Origin of the sequence: Streptomyces sp. NPDC058796, from assembly GCF_042745235.1 — a bacterium.
In the GTDB taxonomy this organism is placed as follows: domain Bacteria; phylum Actinomycetota; class Actinomycetes; order Streptomycetales; family Streptomycetaceae; genus Streptomyces.
Window position 1 is genome coordinate 461,966 of the sequence record NZ_JBHYOP010000003.1, and the last position, 24,354, is coordinate 486,319.

At 73.0% G+C, this 24,354-nt stretch carries 22 protein-coding genes; 14 read left to right on the top strand and 8 right to left on the bottom strand.

What is annotated here, in order from left to right; translation table 11 throughout:
• Positions 1-141 precede the first annotated feature (141 nt).
• The gene (locus ACFW47_RS10855) at positions 142-1,497 is read right to left on the bottom strand and encodes an aspartate aminotransferase family protein (RefSeq protein WP_386279701.1); all 1,356 of its coding nucleotides are present in this window, start codon (positions 1,495-1,497) and stop codon (positions 142-144) included.
• Positions 1,498-1,701: 204 nt separating this feature from the next.
• On the opposite strand from ACFW47_RS10855, the gene ACFW47_RS10860 reads away from it, so the two are divergent.
• A complete protein-coding gene (locus ACFW47_RS10860) occupies positions 1,702-3,543 on the top strand; it encodes a serine/threonine-protein kinase (RefSeq protein ID WP_386305527.1) in 1,842 nt (613 codons plus the stop codon).
• Between the two features lie 152 nt (positions 3,544-3,695).
• Here ACFW47_RS10860 and ACFW47_RS10865 read toward each other — a convergent pair whose 3' ends face one another.
• Positions 3,696-4,454, bottom strand: coding sequence for an SLATT domain-containing protein (locus ACFW47_RS10865; protein ID WP_386305528.1), 759 nt, complete (start codon positions 4,452-4,454; stop codon positions 3,696-3,698).
• Between the two features lie 271 nt (positions 4,455-4,725).
• Here ACFW47_RS10865 and ACFW47_RS10870 point away from each other — a divergent pair, with 271 nt between their 5' ends.
• From ACFW47_RS10870 to ACFW47_RS10900, 7 genes are all read left to right on the top strand, one after another.
• Positions 4,726-5,067: a YbaB/EbfC family nucleoid-associated protein gene (locus tag ACFW47_RS10870; RefSeq protein WP_386305530.1), complete on the top strand. Its 342-nt coding sequence runs from the start codon at positions 4,726-4,728 to the stop codon at positions 5,065-5,067.
• Between the two features lie 73 nt (positions 5,068-5,140).
• Positions 5,141-5,740: a recombination mediator RecR gene (gene recR / locus ACFW47_RS10875; RefSeq protein WP_031042987.1), complete on the top strand. Its 600-nt coding sequence runs from the start codon at positions 5,141-5,143 to the stop codon at positions 5,738-5,740.
• Positions 5,733-6,392, top strand: coding sequence for a DUF5063 domain-containing protein (locus ACFW47_RS10880; RefSeq protein ID WP_073726475.1), 660 nt, complete (start codon positions 5,733-5,735; stop codon positions 6,390-6,392). Before recR ends, ACFW47_RS10880 begins: the two co-directional genes overlap by 8 nt.
• Before the next feature lie 244 nt (positions 6,393-6,636).
• Positions 6,637-7,914: an aspartate kinase gene (locus ACFW47_RS10885; protein ID WP_361211868.1), complete on the top strand. Its 1,278-nt coding sequence runs from the start codon at positions 6,637-6,639 to the stop codon at positions 7,912-7,914.
• The gene (locus ACFW47_RS10890) at positions 7,914-8,990 is read left to right on the top strand and encodes an aspartate-semialdehyde dehydrogenase (RefSeq protein WP_386279693.1); all 1,077 of its coding nucleotides are present in this window, start codon (positions 7,914-7,916) and stop codon (positions 8,988-8,990) included. Before ACFW47_RS10885 ends, ACFW47_RS10890 begins: the two co-directional genes overlap by 1 nt.
• A 428-nt stretch (positions 8,991-9,418) precedes the next feature.
• Positions 9,419-9,991: a SigE family RNA polymerase sigma factor gene (locus ACFW47_RS10895; RefSeq protein ID WP_073726487.1), complete on the top strand. Its 573-nt coding sequence runs from the start codon at positions 9,419-9,421 to the stop codon at positions 9,989-9,991.
• A gap of 212 nt (positions 9,992-10,203) precedes the next feature.
• Complete coding sequence (locus ACFW47_RS10900; RefSeq protein WP_386305532.1) at positions 10,204-11,205, top strand: hypothetical protein; 1,002 nt, start codon at positions 10,204-10,206, stop codon at positions 11,203-11,205.
• Between the two features lie 42 nt (positions 11,206-11,247).
• Here ACFW47_RS10900 and ACFW47_RS10905 read toward each other — a convergent pair whose 3' ends face one another.
• Entirely contained in the window at positions 11,248-12,060 is an 813-nt protein-coding gene (locus tag ACFW47_RS10905; protein WP_386279686.1) for an SURF1 family protein, read from the bottom strand.
• Positions 12,061-12,203: 143 nt separating this feature from the next.
• Between ACFW47_RS10905 and ACFW47_RS10910 the strand changes: the two genes are divergently transcribed.
• Positions 12,204-14,048, top strand: coding sequence for a S9 family peptidase (locus ACFW47_RS10910; RefSeq protein ID WP_386305533.1), 1,845 nt, complete (start codon positions 12,204-12,206; stop codon positions 14,046-14,048).
• A 32-nt stretch (positions 14,049-14,080) separates the two neighbouring features.
• Here the strand turns inward: ACFW47_RS10910 and ACFW47_RS10915 are convergent, their stop codons facing one another.
• Positions 14,081-15,967, bottom strand: a complete 1,887-nt coding sequence (locus ACFW47_RS10915) for an NAD-binding protein (protein WP_386305667.1) — start codon at positions 15,965-15,967, stop codon at positions 14,081-14,083.
• Between the two features lie 243 nt (positions 15,968-16,210).
• Here ACFW47_RS10915 and ACFW47_RS10920 point away from each other — a divergent pair, with 243 nt between their 5' ends.
• The gene (locus tag ACFW47_RS10920; RefSeq protein WP_386279681.1) at positions 16,211-16,720 is read left to right on the top strand and encodes a hypothetical protein; all 510 of its coding nucleotides are present in this window, start codon (positions 16,211-16,213) and stop codon (positions 16,718-16,720) included.
• A 72-nt stretch (positions 16,721-16,792) separates the two neighbouring features.
• Complete coding sequence (locus ACFW47_RS10925; RefSeq protein WP_386279679.1) at positions 16,793-18,319, top strand: flotillin family protein; 1,527 nt, start codon at positions 16,793-16,795, stop codon at positions 18,317-18,319.
• 30 nt (positions 18,320-18,349) lie between these two features.
• Here the strand turns inward: ACFW47_RS10925 and ACFW47_RS10930 are convergent, their stop codons facing one another.
• The 4 genes from ACFW47_RS10930 to ACFW47_RS10945 form a co-directional block, all read right to left on the bottom strand.
• On the bottom strand, positions 18,350-19,402 hold the full coding sequence (locus ACFW47_RS10930) for a PucR family transcriptional regulator (RefSeq protein WP_386280305.1): 1,053 nt from the start codon (positions 19,400-19,402) through the stop codon (positions 18,350-18,352).
• Between the two features lie 190 nt (positions 19,403-19,592).
• A complete protein-coding gene (locus tag ACFW47_RS10935; RefSeq protein ID WP_019324964.1) occupies positions 19,593-19,898 on the bottom strand; it encodes a zinc-ribbon domain-containing protein in 306 nt (101 codons plus the stop codon).
• A gap of 110 nt (positions 19,899-20,008) precedes the next feature.
• Positions 20,009-20,245, bottom strand: a complete 237-nt coding sequence (locus tag ACFW47_RS10940) for a helix-turn-helix domain-containing protein (protein WP_386279677.1) — start codon at positions 20,243-20,245, stop codon at positions 20,009-20,011.
• Entirely contained in the window at positions 20,245-20,742 is a 498-nt protein-coding gene (locus ACFW47_RS10945; protein ID WP_386279675.1) for a DUF2975 domain-containing protein, read from the bottom strand. Before ACFW47_RS10945 ends, ACFW47_RS10940 begins: the two co-directional genes overlap by 1 nt.
• Before the next feature lie 177 nt (positions 20,743-20,919).
• Here ACFW47_RS10945 and ACFW47_RS10950 point away from each other — a divergent pair, with 177 nt between their 5' ends.
• The 3 genes from ACFW47_RS10950 (at position 20,920) to ACFW47_RS10960 (ending at position 24,348) form a co-directional block, all read left to right on the top strand.
• A complete protein-coding gene (locus ACFW47_RS10950) occupies positions 20,920-22,050 on the top strand; it encodes an amidinotransferase (protein ID WP_386279673.1) in 1,131 nt (376 codons plus the stop codon).
• 261 nt (positions 22,051-22,311) lie between these two features.
• Positions 22,312-22,611 (top strand): DUF3040 domain-containing protein, encoded by a 300-nt coding sequence (locus ACFW47_RS10955; RefSeq protein ID WP_386279671.1) that lies wholly within the window; start codon positions 22,312-22,314, stop codon positions 22,609-22,611.
• A gap of 216 nt (positions 22,612-22,827) precedes the next feature.
• On the top strand, positions 22,828-24,348 hold the full coding sequence (locus tag ACFW47_RS10960) for a potassium/proton antiporter (RefSeq protein ID WP_386279668.1): 1,521 nt from the start codon (positions 22,828-22,830) through the stop codon (positions 24,346-24,348).
• Positions 24,349-24,354 lie beyond the last annotated feature (6 nt).

The following is a 24,354-nucleotide window of genomic DNA, read 5'->3' on the forward strand; positions in this document are numbered from 1 at the left end:
TACGGGGCGCACTCGTGCGTCCGCGTACGCGTGGGTGTACTCGTACACACGTCTGTGGCGTGCTCGTACACCTGTCCGCGGTGTACGAGCACGCCACCTTACGCGCTCGGGTCGCTTTCCTGCCCGTAAGCGGGCAGGCCCTTACTCGGTGTACTCGTCCGCCACGGACAGTGCCGTGTCCAGGGCCGCCAGACCCTCCTTCAGCTCGGCCTCGGAGACGTTGCAGGGCGGGACGACGTGGGTCCGGTTCATGTTCACGAACGGCCACACACCGTGGGCCTTGGCCGAGGCGGCGAACGCGGACATCGGGGTGGCCGCCTGCCCGGTCGCGTTGTACGGCACCAGCGGCTCCCGGGTCTCCCGGTTCCTCACCAGCTCCAGCGCCCAGAACATGCCGGTCCCGCGCACGTCGCCGACGCTCGGGTGCCGCTCGGCCAGCTCCCGCAGCGCGGGCTCGACGACCTCGGCACCGAGCCGCGCCGCGTGCTCGACGATGCCCTCCTCCTCCATCACCTCGATGGTGGCGACCGCGGCGGCGCAGGCCAGCGGGTGACCGGAGTACGTCAGGCCGCCCGGGTAGGGCCGCTCGGCGAACGTCGCGGCGATCTCGGCACAGATCGCGACGCCGCCCAGCGGGACGTAGCCCGAGTTCACGCCCTTGGCGAAGGTCATCAGGTCGGGCACGACGTCGTACAGGTCGGCGGCGAACCACGTACCGGTCCGCCCGAACCCGGCCATGACCTCGTCCAGCACGAACACGATCCCGTACTTGTCGCAGATCTCCCGCACCCCGGCCAGATAGCCGGGCGGCGGCATCATGATCCCCGCCGTGCCCGGGATCGTCTCCAGGATGATCGCGGCGACGGTCCCGGGGCCCTCGAAGGCGATCGTCGTCTCCAGGTGCTCCAGGGCCCGCGCGCACTCCTGCTCCTCGGTCTCGGCGTAGAAGCGCGAGCGGTACAGGAAGGGCGCCCAGAAGTGCACGGCACCGGCGGTGCCGCTGTCCGAGGCCCAGCGGCGCGGGTCGCCGGTGAGGTTGATCGCCTGCTGGGTGCCGCCGTGGTACGAGCGGTACGCCGACAGCACCTTCGGCCGGCCGGTGTGCAGCCGCGCCATGCGCACGGCGTGCTCGACGGCGTCCGCCCCGCCATTGGTGAAGAAGATCTTGTCCAGGTCGCCGGGCGTCCGCTCGGCGATCAGCCGAGCCGCCTCGGAGCGCGCCTCGACGGCGAACGCGGGCGCGAAGGTCGTCATCCGCGCCGCCTGCTCCTGGATCGCGGCGACGACCTTGGGGTGCTGGTAGCCGATGTTGGTGTAGACGAGACCGCTGGCGAGGTCGAGGTAGCGCTTCCCTTCGTAGTCCCAGAAGTACGACCCCTCGGCGCCGGCGACGGCGAGCGGATCGATGAGCTCCTGCGCGGACCAGGAGTGGAAGACGTGCGAGCGGTCCGCCGCCTTCACGGCGGCGCCGGCCTGGGGATCGGGCTGAGGGGTCATGCGGCCGAGCGTAGATGTCCGCGATGCGGAAACGGAATCGGCGTCCTGTCTGTGGACGGGGGCTTTCCGCGACAGGTTGTCGACGCGGTGCCGGACCGGGTCGCCCGCCCCGTTACGGAACCGTAGAGGCGGACCGGCTCCTCGTGGGCCCGCCCCGCACTATCCTCGGTCTGTCGCTCACGTTCGGGGGGAAGGCGGCGCAGCATGCAGAAGCTCGGGGACGGGGACCCGCGGCACATCGGGGCCTACCGGCTGCTGGGGAGGCTCGGCGCGGGAGGCATGGGCCACGTCTATCTGGCCCGCTCGGACCGCGGACGCACGGTCGCCGTGAAGCTGGTGCGCGAGGAACTGGCCGCGCAGGAGGAGTTCCGGGAGCGGTTCCGCAAGGAGGTCGAGTCCGCGCGGCGGGTCGGCGGCCACTGGACCGCGCCCGTACTGGACGCCGACACCGAGGCCGCCGTGCCCTGGGTCGCCACCGGGTACGTCGCGGGGCCCAGCCTCCAGCAGGTCGTGGGGCACGACCACGGCGCGCTGCCGGAACGCTCGGTGCGGACCCTGGCCGCCGGGCTCGCCCACGCCCTCCAGGACATCCACGAGGCCGGGATCGTCCACCGCGACCTCAAGCCGTCCAACGTGCTCGTCACCATCGACGGCCCCCGGGTCATCGACTTCGGCATCGCGCGGGCCCTGCAGACGGTGACCGACGGCGGCCTCACCCGGACCGGCGCGCTGGTCGGCTCGCCCGGCTTCATGGCGCCCGAGCAGGTGCGCGGCGACCGCGTCACGCCCGCCTGCGACGTCTTCTGCCTCGGTTCCGTCGTCGCCTACGCCGCCACCGGCCGGCTGCCCTTCGGCACCGCCAACAGCGGCGTGCACGCGCTGATGTTCCGCATCGCGCAGGAGGAGCCCGACCTCGACCGGGTGCCCGAGGGCATCGCCGACCTCGTGCGCGACTGCCTGAAGAAGGACCCCGCCGCCCGCCCGGGCCTCGCCGAGGTGCTGGCCCGCACCGGTGCCCAGGACACGGTCGCCGACGGCCGCTCCCACGACCCGTGGCTGCCCGGCGCGCTGGTCGCCCAGCTCGGCCGGCACGCGGTACGGCTGCTGGACACGGAGGACCCGCAGTCACCGGCGGCGGTCCCGCAGCACGACGGCCCGGACCGGCCCCCGGCTCCCGAAGGCGGACCGGCCGGTCCGCCGCCGCCCCGCGAACCGGGCAGTGGCGCCGGTGCCGGAGCCCCGCTGAACCACCTCCCCACCCTCGTCGCGGGCCAGAACCCCCCGGCACCCCCGCCCGCCGCCCCCCGCGGCCACGCCGCCGCCCCGGTCTTCGGTGCGCCGCCGCAGGGCCACCACCCGTACGGCGGCCTCGGCTCGACCCCGCCCTACGGGCCGCCGCCGCACGGCACCCCGCCCTACGGGCCGCCGCCGTACGGCCCGCCCCACGAGCGGTCCGGGAGAGGCCGTTCCACCGCGCTCCTGGCCGTGGTCGCCCTGGTGGTGGCGCTGGGGGCCGGAGGCTCGGTCTACGCGCTGATGAGCGGCAAGGACGGCGGCGGCCGGGCCGGCGGCGACCCCACGACCACCGCGACGGCCACCACGTCCCAGGGCCAGGGAGAGAACCAGGACCCGACCCCGGACGGCTCGTCCCCGACGACGGAAGCCGACCGGCCCACCACCCCGGCGCCCCGGGAGGGCGCGATCCCGACGGCGTACCTGGGCACGTGGACCACGACCATCGACAACGCCTCCGGCGTCCACACCCGCCGGCTGACCATCCAGCAGGGCGAGGTGGGCGACACGGTGCTCTCCCTCGTCGCCGACGGCCCGGCGGGCGGCGGCACCTACCACTGCGTCTTCGAGGCCGACCTGTCCACCGCCCCGGACTCCGACGGCCCCCTGAGCATCGACCCCTCGACGGTGAGGGTGGGCCCCGCCACGTCCTGCGCCCCGGGTGAGCCCACCACGGTCACCCTGCTGCCGGACGGCAGCCTGCGGCGGGTGAACAACGACAGCGGGGAGAGCCTGACGTACACCCGGCGGTAAACCCCTCAGCTGCGGTCGGTCGTGCCTCCCCCAGTGCCTGAACGGACTGGGAGGTACCCCCAGGGCGATGGAGGCCTCTCCCGCACCCGCGCCGGGCACCACGAAACGCCGGACCAGTCACCGCCGCTCACACGCTCACCGCAGACACACGCTCATCGAGGCTCCGGCGGCCGCTGCCGGGGCATGTTCGGCCGAGCCCCGTTCGGCGCCACGGAGAACCGCCCCGGCCCAGAACCCCCCGCCTCGGACCGCCCCACGCCCCCGCCGGCCGCCCCCCACTGCAACCCCAGCGGAGCGGCCCCGCTGCGGAAATCCACCATCCAGTCCGCCGTCTCCGCCCGCACCAGCTCCGTGACGTCCTCGGAGAACCGCCGCAGCACCCCGAGGCACCGCTCGGCCGCCTCGCTGGCCGTCCCGTCCGCCGGGCCCAGCACCTCCCGCACGCTCTCCGACGCCCAGTCGAACTGGAACACCTGCAGCCGCCGCTGCACCGCCTGCGCCGTGGCCACGTCCCGCATCCACCCGGACGTCACCCCGAAATACCGGTCCCCCGCCACGCACGCCACCGCGCACAGCAGCGCCAGGTACCCCCAGGGCGCGGCCCCGCCCACCGCCCCGGACATGTCCAGCAGCGGCAGCACCGCCCCGGCCAGCGCCCCCACCGCGGCCCCGCACCGCAGCGCCACGGCCGTCCGCCGCTTCCACACGCGGTCCGCGAGATACCAGGCCGCCGTGTCCAGCGCGCCCCGCTCCACCCACCGGTACAGCTCGTCCAGCCGCTCCGCGGGCAGCGCCCAGTCCCCGAGCGGAAACGCCCGGCCGGTCAGGTCGCCCGGCCGGACCCCGGCCGCCCCCTCACCGCCCCGCCCGTCGTGCGGCGGCCTCTCGGGCTGCATCTCCGGCTGACCCACCCGGCACTCCCTACTGCTCACCGTCCGTGACGACCTGAAGACTGAAGAGACCCGCGGACCTCGTACGCCGGAACCTTCCTACCGCCCAATGGGTGGCCCGGCCCCGCGTTCCGTCGCTTTTCCGCCCGGAAGAGGTCGTTGATCAGGTATAGGGCTCCCGTGCCGTCACCCGAAAGAGTGCTGGAGCGAGGGCCGCACGGACCACGTAGGCTCGTGCCGAACGGCAAAACCCGCGGTGACCCCGCGGCGACAGCGGCGACAGGAGCTGAACGTGATCCCCGGTGGTGGCCAGCCCAACATGCAGCAGCTGCTCCAGCAGGCCCAGAAGATGCAGCAGGACCTGGCGAAGGCCCAGGAGGAACTGGCGCAGACGGAGGTCGACGGCCAGTCCGGCGGCGGCCTGGTGAAGGCCACCGTCACCGGTTCCGGCGAGCTGCGCGGCCTGGTGATCGATCCGAAGGCGGTGGACCCGGAGGACACCGAGACCCTCGCCGACCTGGTCGTGGCGGCCGTCCAGGCGGCCAACGAGAACGCGCAGAACCTCCAGCAGCAGAAGCTCGGCCCGCTCGCCCAGGGGCTGGGCGGCGGCGGTGTCCCCGGCCTGCCTTTCTGAGTTCGCCTTTCTCAGACCGGCCGGAGCCATCTACCGTACGTAGTGCAGGAATCCCAGGAAGGACGGCAGTCCGTTGTACGAAGGCGTGGTCCAGGACCTCATCGACGAACTCGGGCGGCTGCCCGGCGTCGGTCCCAAGAGCGCGCAGCGGATCGCCTTCCACGTCCTCCAGGCGGAACCGACCGACGTACGGCGGCTCGCCCAGGCCCTCATGGAAGTGAAGGCCAAGGTCCGCTTCTGCGCGACGTGCGGGAACGTCGCGCAGGAGGAGCAGTGCAACATCTGCCGGGACACCCGGCGCGACCCCTCCGTCATCTGCGTCGTGGAGGAGCCGAAGGACGTCGTCGCCATCGAGCGCACCCGTGAGTTCCGCGGGCGCTACCACGTGCTCGGTGGCGCGATCAGCCCGATCGACGGAGTCGGCCCCGACGACCTCCGCATCCGTGAACTGCTCGCCCGCCTCGCGGACGGCACGGTCACGGAACTCATTCTGGCCACGGACCCGAATCTGGAGGGCGAGGCCACGGCCACGTACCTCGCCCGCATGATCAAGCCCATGGGCCTCAAGGTCACCCGCCTGGCCAGCGGCCTCCCGGTGGGCGGCGACCTGGAATACGCGGACGAGGTGACCCTCGGCCGCGCCTTCGAGGGGAGACGACTCCTAGATGTCTGACGCCACGCTGCACGCGACGAACCAGAACCCGGACGACTTCGCCGTCCAGATCGCCGACCAGATCGAGAGCTTCCTGGTCGCCGTCACCGAGGTCGCCAAGGGCGACGAGCCGGACTCGGCCGTCCCCTTCCTCCTCCTGGAGGTCTCCCAGCTCATGCTGGCCGGCGGCCGTCTGGGCGCCCACGAGGACATCGTCCCCGACGAGCGCTACGAGCCCGACCCGGGCCCCGAGCTGGACGTGGACGAACTCCGCGAGAACCTCGCCCGCCTCCTCGACCCCATCGACGTCTACTCCGAGGTCTTCGACCCCTACGAGCCGCGCAAGGCGCCCGTCCCGGCCCGTATCTCCGACGACCTCACCGACGTCATCACCGACCTCCGCCACGGCATGGCCCACTACAAGGCGGGCCGCACCACCGAGGCCCTGTGGTGGTGGCAGTTCTCCTACTTCTCCAACTGGGGCTCCACCGCCTCCGCGACCCTGCGCGCCCTCCAGTCGGTCGTCGCCCACGTCCGCCTGAACCAGCCCCTGGAGGAGCTGGACGGCCTGGACACCGACCAGGGCCTGGGCGACGACACCCTGGAGACGGAGGCGGGCCGGGTGATGGTGGAGGAGATCGCGGGACCGCTGGGGCTGCGGCCGGTCAAGTGACGGCGGGCGCCCGGTCGGCGCTGCCGTTGGGACCGCGGCGGAATGACGTCTCTTACTTGTGAACGTGTGACACACGGCACTTTCCCGAGTGACCCGCGTCGCGTTGGGCATGAGCCAGCCTGAGCGAGTACCCGGGTCTCACCATGCGATACCGCAGGGGTGAAACCTGGACGCTCGGTAAAATGAGCCGACCGCAGTACATGTACGTACGTGCGGAAAGAGACGGATTGAGCGAGGAGCGCACGTGGGCCTTGTCGTGCAGAAGTACGGAGGCTCCTCCGTAGCCGATGCCGAGGGCATCAAGCGCGTCGCCAAGCGGATCGTGGAAGCGAAGAAGAACGGCAACCAGGTGGTCGCCGTCGTTTCCGCGATGGGCGACACGACGGACGAGCTGATCGATCTCGCCGAGCAGGTTTCCCCGATCCCTGCAGGGCGCGAACTCGACATGCTGCTGACCGCCGGGGAGCGTATCTCCATGGCGCTGCTGGCCATGGCGATCAAAAACCTGGGTCACGAGGCCCAGTCGTTCACCGGCAGCCAGGCCGGAGTCATCACCGACTCGGTCCACAACAAGGCCCGGATCATCGACGTGACGCCGGGACGCATCAAGACCTCGGTGGACGAGGGCAACGTCGCCATCGTGGCCGGCTTCCAGGGCGTGAGCCAGGACAGCAAGGACATCACCACGCTGGGGCGCGGCGGGTCCGACACGACGGCCGTCGCTCTCGCCGCCGCGCTCGACGCGGACGTCTGTGAGATCTACACCGACGTGGACGGGGTCTTCACGGCCGATCCGCGTGTGGTGAAGAAGGCGAAGAAGATCGACTGGATCTCCTTCGAGGACATGCTGGAGCTCGCGGCCTCCGGTTCCAAGGTGCTGCTCCACCGCTGTGTGGAGTACGCCCGCCGGTACAACATCCCGATCCACGTCCGGTCCAGCTTCAGCGGACTGCAGGGCACGTGGGTGAGCAGCGAGCCGATCAAGCAAGGGGAAAAGCACGTGGAGCAGGCCATGATCTCCGGTGTCGCGCACGACACCTCCGAGGCCAAGGTCACCGTCGTCGGTGTCCCGGACAAGCCGGGCGAGGCCGCCGCGATCTTCCGGGCGATCGCCGACGCCCAGGTCAACATCGACATGGTCGTGCAGAACGTGTCCGCGGCCTCCACCGGCCTCACGGACATCTCCTTCACCCTGCCGAAGACCGAGGGCCGCAAGGCCATCGACGCGCTGGAGAAGAACCGCGCGGGCATCGGCTTCGACTCGCTGCGCTACGACGACCAGATCGGCAAGATCTCCCTGGTCGGCGCGGGAATGAAGAGCAACCCGGGCGTCACCGCCGACTTCTTCACCGCGCTTTCCGAGGCCGGGGTGAACATCGAGCTGATCTCGACCTCCGAGATCCGCATCTCGGTCGTCACCCGCAAGGACGACGTGAACGAGGCCGTCCGCGCCGTGCACACGGCCTTCGGGCTGGACTCCGACAGCGACGAGGCCGTGGTCTACGGAGGCACCGGGCGCTGATGGTCGACATCGCGGGTGCCGGGCGCACCGGGCGGCCGACCCTGGCCGTCGTGGGAGCGACCGGCGCCGTCGGTGCGGTCATGCTCCAGATCCTGTCCCAGCACGCGGACGTCTGGGGCGACATCCGTCTGATCGCCTCCCCGCGCTCGGCCGGCCGCAAGCTGGCCGTGCGCGGGGAGGAGGTCGAGGTCGTCGCGCTGAGCGAAGAGGCCTTCGACGGGGTCGACGTCGCCATGTTCGACGTGCCCGACGAGGTCTCCGCGCAGTGGGCGCCGGTCGCCGCCGCCAAGGGGGTGGTGGTGATCGACAACTCGGGCGCCTTCCGGATGGACCCGGACGTGCCGCTCGTCGTGCCCGAGGTCAATCCGCACGCGGTGCGGATGCGGCCGCGCGGGATCGTGGCCAACCCCAACTGCACGACGCTGTCCATGATCGTGGCGCTGGGCGCGCTGCACGCCGAGTTCGGCCTGCGCGAGCTGGTGGTCTCGTCGTACCAGGCGGTGAGCGGGGCCGGGCGGGACGGTGTTCAGACGCTGCGCCGGCAGCTCTCGCTGGTTGCCGGGACCGAGCTGGGGACCCACCCCGGTGACGTGCGGCGGGCCGTCGGCGACGACACCGGGCCGTTCTCGGAGCCGGTCGCGCTGAACGTCGTGCCGTGGGCCGGGTCGCCGCGCGAGGACGGCTGGTCCTCGGAGGAGATGAAGGTCCGGGACGAGTCCCGCAAGATCCTCGGGCTGCCGAACCTTCCGGTGGCGGTGACGTGCGTGCGGGTGCCGGTCGTCACCACGCACTCGCTGACCGTGCACGCCCGCTTCGAGGGCGAGGTGACGGTCGACAAGGCCCGGGAGATCCTGGCCACCGCACCCGGTGTCGTCCTGTTCGACAACCCGGCCGCGGGGGAGTTCCCGACCCCCGCCGACGTCGTCGGCACCGATCCGACGTGGGTCGGGCGGGTGCGGCGGGCCCTGGACGACCCGACGGCGCTGGAACTCTTCGTCTGCGGGGACAACCTGCGCAAGGGGGCCGCGCTGAACACGGCGCAGATCGCGGAGCTGGTCGCCGCCGAGTTCGCCTGAGAGCCGAGTTCGACTGAGATGTGATCCGGAAGTTGGTCCGGACTACTTGTACCGGACACCTGTGGCATCAGAGGATTTCCACCCCGCCCTCCGCAACCGTGCGGAGGGCGGCAAGCGTCATTGCGGTCACCCATCAGGGCGCGAAGGCGCGTGGTCGGCGTGGGGACGTCGAGGACGGGCGTGGGGACGCTCGTGCACATGGGACATAGGGGAAGAGCGGGGACAATGAGGGCCTATGACGCACCGTCAGCCGGGCTGGCTCCCGGCGGGCGCGGGAACGTGACGCCCGGCACGTACAACCCTCACGGGGGCGGGCGTGTCCAACTGGCGTGGCAGAGGTACTCGATTTCCCCGCGGCGGCGCGTGGCCCCGCCGTGCGGCCGCCCGTCCGGCCCATCCGTCCCCGAGTGGCCGGTCCGGCCGGTGGCATGCCGGTGATCGCGCCGATGCCCGCAGCGCGGCCGGCCCGCATATCGAACCAGCGCGACGGCGCGGAGGACGCGGCGGCGGGTACCACCGTCGACCACCTCACCGAGACGTACCGGACGCACTACCGGTCGCTGCTCGGCCTCGCCGCCCTCCTCCTCGACGACACCGCCTCCTGTGAGGACGTCGTCCAGGAGGCCTTCATCCGTGTCCACTCGGCGCGCAAACGCGTCCGCGATCCGGAGAAGACCCTCGCCTACCTGCGCCAGACGGTCGTCAATCTCTCGCGCTCGGCGCTGCGCCGCCGCATCCTCGGCCTGAAGCTGCTCTCCAAGCCCATGCCGGACATGGCGAGCGCGGAGGAGGGCGCCTACGACCAGCTGGAGCGGGACTCCCTGATCAAGGCGATGAAGGGGCTGCAGCGCCGCCAGCGCGAGGTGCTGGTGCTGCGCTACTTCGCCGACATGACCGAGGCGCAGACCGCCGAGGCGCTCGGCATATCCCTCGGCTCGGTCAAGGCATACGGCTCGCGCGGCATCGCGGCGCTCAGGGTGGCCATGGAGGCACCGGCATGAGCGACGGCCACGACGCACGGCGCGGGGACCGCGACGAGCACAAGCACACATACGCTGGGAACGGAACTGTGAATCACGGCCCCGACGGGCACGGCCCCGATGGCCAGGGGCTCGACGGCCAGGAACCGGGCGGTCGAAGTCCCGGACCTCGGGAAGCGGGGACCCCCCGGGAGCCCGGCGGACTCGACCCCGACGAGCTGGTCCTGCGCAGAATGCTGCACCAGGCGGTCCGGAACGTGGAGCCGAGTGACGGCACCCTGGAGCACCTGCGCCGCGCGGTACCCGCCCGCAGGGCCCGCAAGCGCCAGGTCGCCGTCGGCGTGGCGGCCGCCGCCCTCTTCATCGGCACGGCGGTCCCGGCCCTCGTGCACGTCTCCCAGACCACCGGGCCGGGGGCCGACCCCTCCGTCGCCGGACACGCCTCGCAGGCGCAGGGCGGCGCCTCCCAGGGCAAGGACCCGGCCGGCGGCCAGAGCGGCATCGCCGGCTCCGAGGGGCCGGGCAAGGACAAGGAGCGGGGGGACTCGAAGGAGCGGCCCGAGAGCAAGGAGAGCGGTGCCGCGACGGGCACGGCCCCGGGCACCGACCCCTCCACGAGCACCGCCGCCGAGCCGCCCCTGTGTTCGGCCAAACAGCTCGGCCCGGCCGTCGCGAGCAGCGCGGGACCGGACTCGACGGGTGTGGTCTACGGCTCCTTCCGGGTCACCAACGTCTCCTCGGACGGCTGCACCGTCGTCGGTCCCGGCACTCTGGTCACCACTCCGCAGGGTGCGGCGGACGCCACGAAGATCGGCACCGCACGGCACGTGGCCGGGGACGCGGCGGCCGGACTGCCCGACCCGTCCCTGGAGACCACCTCGCTGACCCTGGCGCCCGCCTCCGCCTACGAGGTGCAGTTCGCCTGGGTGCCCTCGGAGACCTGCCCCACCACCGGCGGCACCACGGGCGGCGGCACCGGCGGACCCTCGCCCGACCCCTCGCCCAGCGGTGACACGACCGCCGCGGGCGGCACCGCCACGGGCGGCGCCTCCGCGGGCGGCGGCGCGGGGGCCGACTCCGGCACCACGACCCAGCTGCTCACCGCGGACGGCAAGGCCGACGGGAGCGTGTCGGTGACGTACACCCCCGAGGGCGGCTCGGGCTCGGCGACGGCGACGGTGGCCGACGCCTGCGCGGGAACCGTGTACTGGACGGGCGTGCTGGCCGCGTCCTGACCCTGGGGGCTGCCCCGGTGCCCGTCCGCGGACCGTCCGGCGTCAGACGCCGGACGGGCTGGGCTGCGGCTGCGGCTCGTCGTCCGCTTCCTCGTCCTCCGGGACCAGCCCCAGCTCCGCGTCCCTGGCGAGCTCGACCTCGCGGCGCAGCAGCCGGAACCACATGAAGATCACGAAGCCCACGAAGGCGAACCACTCGGCCGTGTAGCCGAGGTTCTGGAAGGCCTTCAGGTCCAGGCCCGTGCCCTGCGGCGCGCTCACGGGCACGGCCCGCATCCCGGAGTCGCCCTCGTTGAGCGTCACCCACGCGTCGTAGACGTCGTACGGCACCAGGTTCAGCAGCGTCGCGGCACTGATCGCGCCGGTCTGTCCCTCCGGCCAGCCGGAGCGGCCGCTGACGCCGTTGCTGCCGACCGACTCGGCTGCCTGGAGCGCTCCGGTGACGGTCACCCGGCCGGTGGGCGGGGCCGGGACCTTCGCCGTGTCGGGGTCGCCGGGCAGCCAGCCGCGCACGACCGGCAGTGCCTTGCCGTCGTCGGTGCGCAGCAGCGTCAGGACGTAGAAGCCCTCGCGGTCGTCCAGCTTCCGCTCCGGGACCAGCAGCTGGTCGGCGTAGCGGCCGCTCACCGTCGTCTGGTCGCCTACCGTCGCCTTGTCCACGGGCAGCAGCTCCGCCAGCGGGCGGGCCGCCTCCCGGTGTGCCGGATCCTGTGGGGCGGTGGCGGCCTCATGGTCCTGGACCCGGTCCTCGAACCGGCCCAGCTGCCACGAACCCATGAAGATGCAGAAGGGGATGGCCAGGACGACGAAGACGTTGATCCCCCACCAGCGGGGCGTCAGCAGAAACCGGTACACGCCCTCCACGGTACGGGGCGCGCCCCGGCGACCCGGCCGCGGGGCTGTGGAAAACGGGTGGACGGACGGGCGGCCGGACGAGGTTGTCCACAGGCTGGGGATGTGGTCTGCGCGTTGTCGCCCGGTCGGGGCAGTATGGGGCCATGACTGAGAGCAACGGGTCCGTTCCGTCGGACATGGGCGTGGACGAGCGGCAGACGCAGGGCGAGCAGATGCCCGACTGGGAGAAGCGGTTCCGGGCGCCGAGGGTGTCGCTGCCCGACTGGGCCGAGGACGCGCCGGACCGCTCCCTGTTCGTGTCGAACGCGACGGGGACCTACGAGCTGTACGCCTGGGACCGCTCCACCGGTGAGCAGCGCCAGGTCACCGACCGGCCCAACGGCACGACGGACGGTGTGCTCTCGCCCGACGGCGACTGGATCTGGTGGTTCGACGACAAGGACGGCGACGAGTTCGGTGTCTGGCGGCGCCAGCCCTTCGCGGGCGGTGAGGACGAGCTCGCGGTGCCCGGTCTGGACGCGTCCTACCCGGCGGGCCTCGCCCTCTCCCGGGACGGGCGCACGGCGGTGATCGGCCGCTCCACCGACGAGGACGGTACGACGATCCACCTCGCGCGCGCGGACGGCGCCCCGGCGGAGATCTACCGGCACCGTGAGTCCGCGGGCGTCGGCGACCTCTCCCACGACGGCACGCTGATCGCGATCGAGCACACCGAGCACGGTGACGCGATGCACTCGGCGCTGCGCGTGGTGCGCCCCGACGGCACGACGGTCGCCGAGCTGGACGACACCCGGGGCGGCGAGGAGGAGCTGGGCCTGGAGGTCCTCGGCTTCGCGCCGGTCGACGGCGACACCCGCCTGCTCGTCGGGCACCAGCGCCGGGGCCGCTGGGAGCCCCTGGTGTGGGACGTGGCGACCGGTGAGCAGACCGACCTCGCCCTGGAGCTGCCCGGCGACGTCAGCGCCGAGTGGTATCCGGACGGCAGCGGCCTGCTGATCGTGCACGGCTTCGAAGCCCGCAGCGAGCTGTTCCGCTACGACTTCGCCGAGCGCGAGCTGGTGGAGATCGACACCCCCGCCGGCACGGTCTCCGGGGCGACGGCCCGCCCCGACGGCACCGTCGAGTACCTGTGGTCCTCGGCCGCGGAGCCGTCGACGGTCCGCTCGACGGACGGCCGGGTCGTCCTGGACCCGCCCGGCATGAAGTCGCCGCGCTCGGTACCGGTGGAGGACGTGTGGGTGGAGGGCCCGGGCGGCCGCATCCACGCCCTGGTCCAGAAGCCGGCCGGCACCAGCGGCCCGCTCCCGACGGTCTTCGACATCCACGGCGGCCCCACCTGGCACGACAGCGACGCCTTCGCCGCGGGCCCGGCCGCCTGGGTCGACCACGGCTACGCGGTGGTCCGGGTCAACTACCGGGGCTCCACCGGCTACGGCCGCGCCTGGACCGACGCCCTCAAGCACCGGGTCGGCCTCATCGAGCTGGAGGACATCGCGGCGGTACGCGAGTGGGCGGTCACCTCGGGCCTCGCCGACCCGGAGCGCCTGATCCTCACCGGCGGCTCGTGGGGCGGCTACCTCACGCTCCTCGGCCTCGGCACCCAGCCCGAGGCCTGGACGCTGGGCATCGCCGCCGTCCCGGTGGCCGACTACGTCACCGCGTACCACGACGAGATGGAGGGCCTGAAGGCCCTCGACCGCACCCTCCTGGGCGGCACCCCCGAAGAGGTGCCCGACCGCTTCGAGGCGTCCTCCCCGCTGACCTACGTCGACCGGGTCAAGGCCCCGGTCTACATCTCGGCCGGCGTCAACGACCCGCGCTGCCCCATCCGCCAGGTCGAGAACTACGTCGAGCGCCTGGAGGAGAGGGGAGCCGTCCACGAGGTGTACCGCTACGACGCGGGGCACGGCTCCCTGGTGGTGGACGAACGCATCAAGCAGATCCGACTGGAACTGGACTTCGCGGCAAGGCACCTGCCGCGCGGCTAGCCGCGCGCCGCGGGGTTGTAGGGGCGGCGCCCCTACAACCCCGTCCCCCGCCGCGTCCGCCGCCCCAGCAACTCCGCCAACCCCCGCCGAGTCGCCGCCAGCACCACCCGGTCCTCACCCCGCAGGACATACGTGTCGGGCAGCTCCCACACCAGCCTGGACCCCTGCGCCACCTCGCCGTCGGAGGTGTGGCCGGGGACCTCCAAGGCCAGCACCCGCCACGCCCCCGCCCGGAACGCCTCCCCGACCGTCCGCCCCTCCAGCTGCGGATGCCCCGCCACCCGCACCGCCGCGAACAGCAGCACCCGCCGTTCGACGGGGATCGCCCCCAGGACCTGGCGGCCCATCATCGCCCCCGCGAAGGCCGGCGCGGACAGATGCGTCACGCTGCGGCTCCGGGTCAGCGCCTCCGGGTGTGCCGCGCGCAGTGTCCGGTACACGGCGGTCGCGAAGTCGTCGTCGTACAGCCGCAGCACCACCCGCAGCCGCGCCCGCACGGAGCGGGCGTACAGCACCGCCTCCAGATTCGTGGTGTCGACACTCGTCAGCGCGAGCAGCGAGTGCGCCCGGTGGATCTTGGCGGCCTCCAGGACGCCCTCCTGCGTGACGTCCCCCAGCACCACCGGCACCCGCAGCCGCCGGGCCGTCGCCATGCCGCGCGCCTCGGGATCGGCCTCGACGCACACCACGGGGATGTCCATCTCCCGCAGCCGGGTCAGCACGCGCGTGCCGATCTTGCCGAGACCGAGCAGGACGACGTGCCCGCCCAGCCCGCGCGGCGGCTTCCGCAGCGCCGTCGCGCTGCGGAAGGTCCCCAGGGCCTCCAGTACGGCGGCGAGCAGTACCGGCAGCAGCAGCAACCCGACGAAACCGGACAGCAGTTGCAGCACCTGCCGTCCGGTGTCCGCGTTGTGGGCGGGCTCGTTGATGGCGAACAGGTCGAGGAGGGTCACGTACGTCGCGTGCAGCGGATGGTCCCCGGTGACCACCATCAGCGCCACGGCGAGCGCCACCACACACGCCCCCAGGCCCGCCAGCGACCACCGCAGCCGCCGCGAGAACAGCTCGCCGAACGGCGGGACACCGGCCCGGGCGGCGGGCAGCGGCGGACCGGAGTACGACACCTGCTCCAGGGCGACCGTGGCCCGTCCGGTGGCCGCCTCCACCGCCGCCGCGTCGGGCAGCAGTTGCGGACCCTGGTCGCCGCTGCCCTCCGAACCGTCCGCCCCGGCCGGGTCGTTGCTCGTCGCGGACAGCAGCGCCAGCGTGCACAGGCCGGGGTCGGCGACCTCGCCCGGGCGCGGCGGCTGCCGTTCCACCGCGCGCAGCAGCAGCCCGTCCGTCTCGACGACCTTGCTGGTGCCGACCAGCGCGGTCGCCGCCAGCGCGGGCGCCGCCGTGTCCGCGTCGGACAGCACGGTCGTGGACGTCCCGGCGCCGTCCAGCCCGGCGTCCCGCGAGTCGCCGGTGGCCAGCGCGGCGCTCTGGTCGAGCAGTTCCTCGATGTGCCGGCCGAGTCGCCGGTTGTACAGGCGCAGGACCAGGCGCAGCCGGGGGTTGAGCCGGCGGGCGGCCAGGGCGGCGCGGATGTTGGTCTCGTCGTCGTCGTACACGAGGGCCAGGGCCGCCGCCCGGTCCACGCCGGCCTGTGCGAGCACCTCGTCGGTCGGCTCGGCGGCCTCCAGTTCACGGCCGGCACCGCTCGGGACACCCGCCGCGGAGTCGCCGTTTCCCGAGCGGCCGACGGCCGCGCTGACCCTGTCCAGCAGTGCCGCGGAGGCCGCGCGGGCCCGCCCGACCACGGGCTGGCGCACCCGGCTCCCGGAGGGCGGGACGACGAGTGTGACCTGTTCGCGGTAGACGCCGCGCAGTTCGGCGGCCAGGCGGTGCGCCAGCCCGTCGTCGCCGCACACCACCATGTGCGCGTACGCGTCGCCCTGCCCGGCCTGGTTCGGAACGCTCCCCGTTGAAGTCCCCATTTGAGGAAGGACAGTACCGGCGCGAGCCGCGGTTCCAGGAGCGGCCGAGGAGATCCAGGAGAGCCGGAGGACGGCATCAAAGACGCGTTAAGACTGCCGGAAAGCGGCAATGACGTGGTGCGGGGCCGGGGGTGAACATAGGACTCACCGAAGCTCAGCGACGGGCGGGAGGGGGACGGCACGATGGCCTGGTTTCTCGGGCTGGGTATCACGGGGGTCGTGCTGCTCGCCCTGTCGCTGGTCTTCGACGGAGTGCTGGAAGGCGCGTTCGGGGGAGCGCTGGACGGCTTCCTGGAGGGGTGGCTGTCGCTGCCGGTCATCGCCGGGTTCACGGCGATGACCGGCTTCGCCGGCGCCATCGCCCTCGGCACCGGCTGGACCGGTCCCGCGGGTGCCGCCGGGGCCGGCGCGGTCGCGGGAGTGGGGGCCGGCTGGCTGACGTACCGCTTCAGCCGTGCGCTGATGCGCGACCAGACCGCCGCCACACCCAGCACGGACGACCTGCTCGGTACGTCCGGCAAGGTCGTGACCGCCATTCCCGCCGACGGGTTCGGCGAGGTGCTGCTCCGGCTCGCCGGCCAGCCGCTGAAGTGCGCGGCGCGCAGCGCGGAGCCGGTGGCGCGGGGCACCGAGGTGTGGGTCGAGGCGGTGCCGACCGGGACGTCGGTCGTGGTCCGCCCGGTGGACCGCTGAGTGAGCCCGGCGGCTCTTCTGTTCGTCCGTTCGTCCGTTCGTCTGTACTGCTCGTGATTCGGGGGCGTTGCCATGAGTCCTGTCGTCATCGCGGTGCTGGGGGTCGTCGTACTCCTGGTGCTGCTCGCGCTGGTGGTGGTCAGCCGCTACAAGGTGGCCGGCCCGAGCGAGGCGTTCATCGTCACGGGGCGGCGCGGCAAGAAGTCCACCGATCCGGAGACCGGCCGCGTCTTCACCGACAACAGCGGCCAGAAGGTCGTGGTCGGCGGCGGCGTGTTCGTCGTGCCGTTCGTGCAGCAGCGGTTCACGCTCGACCTCTCCTCCCGGCACATCCCGGTGGCCGTGCGCGGCGCGGTGACGCTGCGCGGAGTGAAGGCCAACCTCGAAGGCGTCGCCATCGTCAAGGTCGGCGGCACGGAGGACGCGATCCGCGCGGCGGCGCAGCGGTTCCTGATGCAGCAGGACGGCATCGTCGGCTTCACCCAGGAGGTGCTGTCCGGCGCGCTGCGCGCGATCGTCGGCCGGATGTCCGTGGAGGACGTCATCCGGGACCGGGCCGCGTTCGCCGGGCAGGTCGCCGAGGAGGCGGAGGCGAGCCTGTCCGGGCAGGGACTGGTGCTCGACGCCTTCCAGATCCAGGACATCACCACCGAGGGCTCCTACCTGGAGGACCTCGGCCGTCCCGAGGCGGCGCGGGCCAAGCAGGAGGCCGACATCGCCGAGGCCGTGGCCCGGCGGGCGGCCGAGCAGGCGCGGCTGAAGGCCGAGGAGGAGATCGCGGTCGCGCAGCGGACCCTCTACCTGAAGCAGGCCGAGATCAAGGCCGAGACCGACCAGGCCGCGGCCCGCGCCAACGCCGCCGGTCCGCTCGCCGAGGCGGCCCGGCAGCAGGACATCCTCGCCGAGCAGGAGAAGGTCGCCGAGCGGCAGGCGGCGCTGAAGGACCGCCAGCTCGACACCGAGGTGCGCAAGCCGGCCGACGCCAAGCGGTACGAGGCCGAGCAGGAGGCGGAGGCCCGCCGGGTGGCGCGGGTCAAGCAGGCGGAGGCCGACCGGGAGGCCGAGATCGCGGGCGCCCAGGCCGAGGCCGAGCGGGCCCGGCTCACCGGTGAGGGCGAGAAGCAGCGGCGCGGCGCGCTCGCCGAGGCGGAGGCCATCGAGGGTCTCAAGCAGGGTGAGGCGGAGCGGTCGCGGCGTGCGGCGATCGCCGAGGCCGTACGGCTGGAGGGCGAGGCGGAGGCCGCCGCGATCGGCGCCAAGGGCGCGGCCGAGGCCGAGGCGATGCACAAGAAGGCCGACGCCTTCGAGCGGTACGGCGACGCGGCCGTGCTCCAGATGCTGGTCGAGGTGCTGCCGCAGGTGGTCGCCAAGGCCTCCGAGCCGCTGTCTGCCGTGGACAAGATGACGGTCATCTCGACGGACGGCGCGAGCCGCCTGTCCCGCACGGTCGCCGACAACGTGGCGCAGGGCATGGAACTGCTGGGCTCCACCACGGGCGTCGACCTGGCGGCCCTGCTGAAGAACCTCACGGCGAAGGGCGCCGAGGAGCCGCCGCCCGCTCCCGACCAGCGCAACGGCAAGGTCGAGATCACCGGCTGACCCGGGGCGGAGGCGACCCGGCCGGCCCGCTCAGATCTCCTGGGCGGGCCAGCCCAGCAGCCGGGCGCCGATCACCGCGGTCTGCAGGGTGTAGCGGTGCACCGGGTCGGCGGGGTTGGCGCCGGTCAGCTGGTGGATGCGGTCCAGCCGGTAGGTGAGGGCCCGCACGCTGAGCGTCAGGCGCCGGGCGGCCTCGGCCGCGGTGCAGCCGGCGTCGAAATACACCTCCAGGGTCCGCAGCAGCGGCTCGGCCCCGCCGCGGGCGCCGCGCAGCGGACCCAGCACGCTCAGTACGAGGTCGGCCATGGCCTGCCGGTCGCGGGTGAGCACCGGGTAGACGAGCAGGTCGGCGGCGCGCAGCACGGGCTCGTCCAGCTCCAGCCGCTCGGCGAGTTCGAGGGTGCTCAGCGCCTCCTCGTAGCTGTGCACGACGCCGCCCGCGCCGGTCTGCGGGCGCCCGATGGCGACCCGGCTTCCGTCGGTGGCGGCGTACGCCTGCTTGGCGAAGAAGCTGAGGACGTCGTCCTGGTCGCCGGGCGCGATGCAGATGAGCTGCCCGTTCTTGGTGGTGATCAGGATGCGGCGGTCGCCGAAGCGGGAGATGAGCGCGGTCTCCACGAGCCGGGTGACCGGCGCGGTGTCGTCGTACGTCGCGGGGCCCTCGGCCACCGCGACGGCGTGGGCGCGGGAGAGGACGAGCCCGAAGCGCTCGGCCCGCTCGGCGAGCCGGCCGAGGTCGCTGCGCCCGTAGAGCAGGTCGTCGATGAACTCCCGCCGCGCGGCCTCCTCCTGCCGTACGGCGAGACGCTGGGCGCGTTCGTAGCCCTCCGCGAAGGCGTCGACGGCCTGGGTGACGGCGGCGAGGACACGGTCGGCGGTTCCGGAGGCGGTGGTGCCGCCGGGCCAGGCGGTGCGGGTGGCGTCCAGGTGCAGCCGTACGAGGCTGCGCAGGCTGTGGCCGGCCTCCGCGGCCCGTTCCCCGAGGAGCCGCCGTTCCTCCAGCTCGTCGCGGGTCAGCCGGCGGCCGGTGCCGGCGGCCCCGGCGAGTATCCCGGCGTACCCGCCCAGGTACGTCTCCTGCAGTTCCGGCCGATTCCCCGACCGCTGCTCCGACTGCTGTCCCGTCTGCTGCTCGGCCTGCTGGTCCGTCACCCCGCGCCTCCCCTGCCGGTCACGCCCCGTGCGCGGTCCCGGCAACGTGAGGGTAGTCAGGGCTGCCGGGACCCGGCAACGCGGGGGAGCGGTACGCCGGTTCGGCGGCGCGGGCCCTGGCTCAGGGCCGCTGGTAGGGGTGCTGCGGCGACTGCCCGTACGGCTGCGCGCCGGAGCTTCCCGGGCCGCCGCTCACGGCCTGCCTCTGCATCTGGTCCGCCTGCTCCTTGCTCACCTGCTGCTCGGCGCCGCAGAAGGTGCACTGGGTCAGGTACTTCGTGGAGAACGGGAACAGCGGCACGAAGAACAGCGTGAACTTGTTGACGCGCTTCCTGAGGGTGTGTGCGGAGGGATTGCCGCAGCGGCCGCACACCAGCGTCAGTATCGCGAGCTGGTAGAGGTATCCCTTGGTGCCGAAGATGATCACGAGCGGGTCCTTCCGGGTCGGCGCCCGCGGGCGCGCGTGCACGCAGATCTTCTCCCAGACTGCGCCCGGAAGGGGTCGCGGAGCCACTCGCGCCCGACGCCGGCCCGGCGTCACTCCTCGTCGCGCTCGCCCCCGTGCTTGTCCCCGGCCTCGTGGCGCAGCAGGTCACCGGGCTGGCACTCGAGTACGGCGCAGAGCGCGGCGAGCGTCGTGAAGCGGACCGCCTTGGCGCGGCCGTTCTTGAGCACCGCCAGGTTGGCGGGGGTGATGCCGACGCGCTCCGCCAGCTCGCCCACGGACATCTTGCGCTTGGCCAGCATCACGTCGATGTCCACGACGATCGGCATCAGATCACCTCTGCCAGCTCGGCCCGCATCCGCGCCGCCTCGATGTCACGCGCCACGGCCTGGGCGAGCAGCATCCGCAGGACGAGCACGACCAGCGCGACGCCCAGGACCGCCACGACGACCCCGCCCAGCATGAGGACGATGCCCGGGGCGACGGCCTCGCCCGGAGCGAGGAGGACCGCAAGGGCGAGCACCAGGAGTGCGGCCGCGACGAAGGCGCCGATCACGATGTGCACGTACCGGAAGGCCCCGAGCGAGAACACGGTGCCCCGCCGCACCATCGTCACCAGCCGCCACACGCAGACCAGCACCACCTCGGCCGCCGCGGCCCCCAGGACGACGATCAGGAAGACCGGCGTGCGCACGTCCGCCAGGGCGGCGTCGGGATCACCGGTGCCGGCCGCCAGCAGCCGGATCAGCACCCCCTGGACGAACGCCGCCCCGGCGAGCAGCACCACCAGCACACCGCGCAGCGCAAGCGTCATCAGTTGCCCCATCACCCCTCCTCCGAAGGAACCCATCGAATCCGTCAAACCAGCGAAGCGATCGAACAACGATGAAAACCTATCGAGAAACGATAGCGTCGGCAAGCCTCCTGGGAAACGTCGGTGTCGCCGGCCCGGTTCGGGGCACCGAATACGTCACGGAGCCGTGTCGAGCGAGAGCGGTCAGTCATGGCGGTGGCGCAGGAACCCGGTGTCGGTGTCACGGAGGCGGCGGAAGCCGCCGTCTCGCCGGTCGGGTCCCACAACGAGTGGGACCCGCTGGAGGAAGTCGTCGTCGGACGGCTGGAGGGCGCGACGATCCCCTCCGACCATCCGGTCGTGTCCTGCAACGTTCCCCCGTGGGCGGCCCGCCTGCAGGGACTGGCCGCCGGGTTCCGCTACCCGCGCGTCCTGATCGAGCGGGCCCAGCAGGAGCTCGACGGGTTCATCACCCTCCTGGAGTCCCTCGGCGTCACGGTCACCCGCCCCGAGGCGGTCGACCACCGGCAGCGCTTCAGCACTCCGGACTGGTCGTCCCGCGGCTTCTGCAACACCTGCCCGCGCGACTGCCTCCTGGTGATCGGCGACGAGATCATCGAGACCCCGATGGCCTGGCCGTGCCGCTACTTCGAGACCCACTCCTACCGTCCCCTGCTCAAGGACTACTTCCGCCGCGGAGCGCGCTGGACCGCCGCCCCCAAGCCCCAGCTCACCGACGAGCTCTTCGACCCGGACTTCCGCATCCCCGAGCCGGGCGAGCCGATGCGGCACATCCTCACCGAGTTCGAGCCGGTCTTCGACGCGGCGGACTTCGTCCGCGCCGGACGCGACCTCTTCGTCACCCGCAGCAACGTCACCAACCGCATGGGCATCGAGTGGCTCCGCCGCCACCTCGGCCCCGGCTATCGCATCCACGAGATCGAGAGCCGCTGCCGCACGCCCATGCACATCGACACGACGTTCATGCCGCTGGCGCCCGGCAAGGTGCTGATCAACCCGGAGTACGTCGACCCCGACCGCCTGCCCGAGGCCCTCGCCTCCTGGGACGTCCTGACCGCCCCCGAGCCCGACCCGATCCCCGACCGCATGCTCAAGGTCACCTCGATGTGCGGGAAGTGGCTCAGCATGAACGTCCTCGTGATCGACGGCGAGCGGGTCGTCGCCGACCGGCACCACACCGGTATGCTGCGCGCCCTGGAACGCTGGGGCTTCGAGCCCGTCCCCTGCGACCTCCTCCACTACGCGCCGTTCGGCGGCTCGTTCCACTGCGCGACCCTCGACGTACGGCGCCGCGGCACGCTGGAGTCCTACGTCGACTGACGCGCCACCGCGCCGGCCGGACGTCCTCCTACAGGTCTCGTACGCCCGCTTCTGGGCTCCGTACCGGATGGTGCCCACCGGGGCGGACGGAGATCCTGGAGCCGAGCCACTCCCCCCGGGCCGGCGCGGACCGGCCACGTATACGCGGCGGCGCCCCCTCGTCCTGGTGTGATCGTGGCGTACCCACCCGCAAGGAGAGCAGATGGCCCGCCCGACCGACCGCGTCGCCCTCACCGGGCCCCGCGCCGGGAGGAGGACACCGTGCCCGGACCCGACGACCAGCGACTCAGCGAGATCGAGTACCACCTGCACCGCGAGGACCCCCACTTCGCCGACGCCCTGGACGCGGGGCGTCCCCGCCGCCCGCGCGAGTACCGTCCCCTGCGCGCCTGGCTGCTCCTCGTCACCGCGCTGGTGGTCCTGGGCTCCGGCCTGTTCCTCGCCCACGGCCTGCTCATCGCCACCGGCCTGGTCATGGCCGGCGTCGCCGCGGAACTCCTCGACCCACACCGCCGCGGACGCCCGAACCGCCACCCACCACCCCGCTCCTGGCCCCGCTGACCGGCGGCCCCCGGCTCCTGCTCCGGCCTCGCGGGCTCCGGTCGGCGGGCGCCCTGTCCCTGCTCCGGGCGCCGCCCGCCGTCCCGCGCCGGGGCCGGCCACCAGGTGCCGTCCCGCTCCGCGGCCAACCGCCACCCACCACCCCGCCCCTGCCCCCGCTGACCGCCGCCCCGTCCTGCCCCTCCTGCCCGTCCCGCACCTCCCGGGCCCCGGCCGATGACCCTGGCCGACCTCTATCTCACCCTCCTCGTCGGCGGCACGGTGCTGCTGGCCAGCATCGCCGCCGCCCGTGCCGCGCACCGCCTCGGGCTGCCCAGCCTGCTTCTCTTCCTCGCGGTCGGCGTGATCGCGGGGGAGGACGGACTGGGGCTGGAGTTCGACGACACCCAGCTGGCGCAGGCGCTGGGCACCGCCGCGCTGGCGGTCATCCTGGTCGAGGGCGGACTGACGACCCGGTGGAGCGACGTCAGACGCCTGCTAGCCCCGGCCGGCGTGCTGGCCACCGCCGGGGTGGCCGTCTCCGTCCTGGTGACCGCCGCCGGCGCGCACTGGCTCCTCGGCATGGACTGGCACCTGGCCCTGCTGCTGGGCGCCATCGTCTCCTCGACCGACGCCGCCGCCGTCTTCGCCGTACTGCGCTCACTGCCGCTGCCGCAGAAGGTGACCGGCCTGGTGGAGGCGGAGTCCGGCTTCAACGACGCCCCCACCATCATCCTGGTCCTGATCTTCTCCACCACCACCGCGGGCGACCTGCCCGGCCCCGCCCCGGTCCTGGGCAACCTGCTCTACCAACTCGTGGTCGGCGGCACCCTCGGCGTACTGATCGGGCGCCTGGGCGCCACCGCCCTGCGCCACATCGCCCTCCCCGCCACCGGCCTCTACCCGCTCGCCACGGTCGGCTTCGGGATCACCGCCTTCGCCGCCGCCGGTGCCGCGAACGCGAGCGGCATCATCGCCGCCTACCTGTCCGGCCTCGTCCTGGGCAACGCCAAGCTCCCCCACCGCGCCGCCACCCGCTCCTTCGCGGAGGGCGCCGGCTGGCTGGCCCAGATCGGCCTGTTCGTGATGCTGGGCCTGCTCGTCGACCCCAGCGAACTGCCCTCCGCGATCCTCCCCGCCCTCGCCGTCGGCCTGGTCCTCCTCCTGGCCGCCCGCCCGGTCTCCGTCGTCCTCTGCCTCCTCCCCTTCCGCGTCCCCTGGCGCGAACAGGCGTTCATCTCCTGGGCGGGCCTGCGCGGAGCGGTCCCCATCGTCCTGGCCACCTTCCCGATCGTCGAAGGAGTGGACGGCGCCGTCGACGTACTGAACATCGTCTTCGTCCTCGTCGTCCTCTTCACCCTCATCCAGGGCCCCGCCCTCCCCGCCGTCGCCCGTCACCTGGGCCTGACCCGCCCGGACACCCTCCGCGAGATCCAGGTGGAGACGGCCCCGCTCGACGTCCTGGACGCCGACCTGCTCACCGTCTCCATCCCCCCGGGCTCCCGCCTGCACGGCGTCACCGTCGCCGAACTCCGCCTGCCACGCCCGACCGTCCTGACCCTGATCGTCCGTGACGGCATCACCCTCGTCCCCGACCGCGACACGGCCCTGCGCACCGGCGACGAACTCCTCCTCATCACCACGCCCGCGGTCCGCGAGGCCACGGAACGCCGCCTGCGCGCCGTCGGCCGCCGCGGCAAACTGGCGCGGTGGCTGGGCGAACAGGGGGCGCCGGAGGGCGGGGCGAGAGCGGGCTGACGCCCA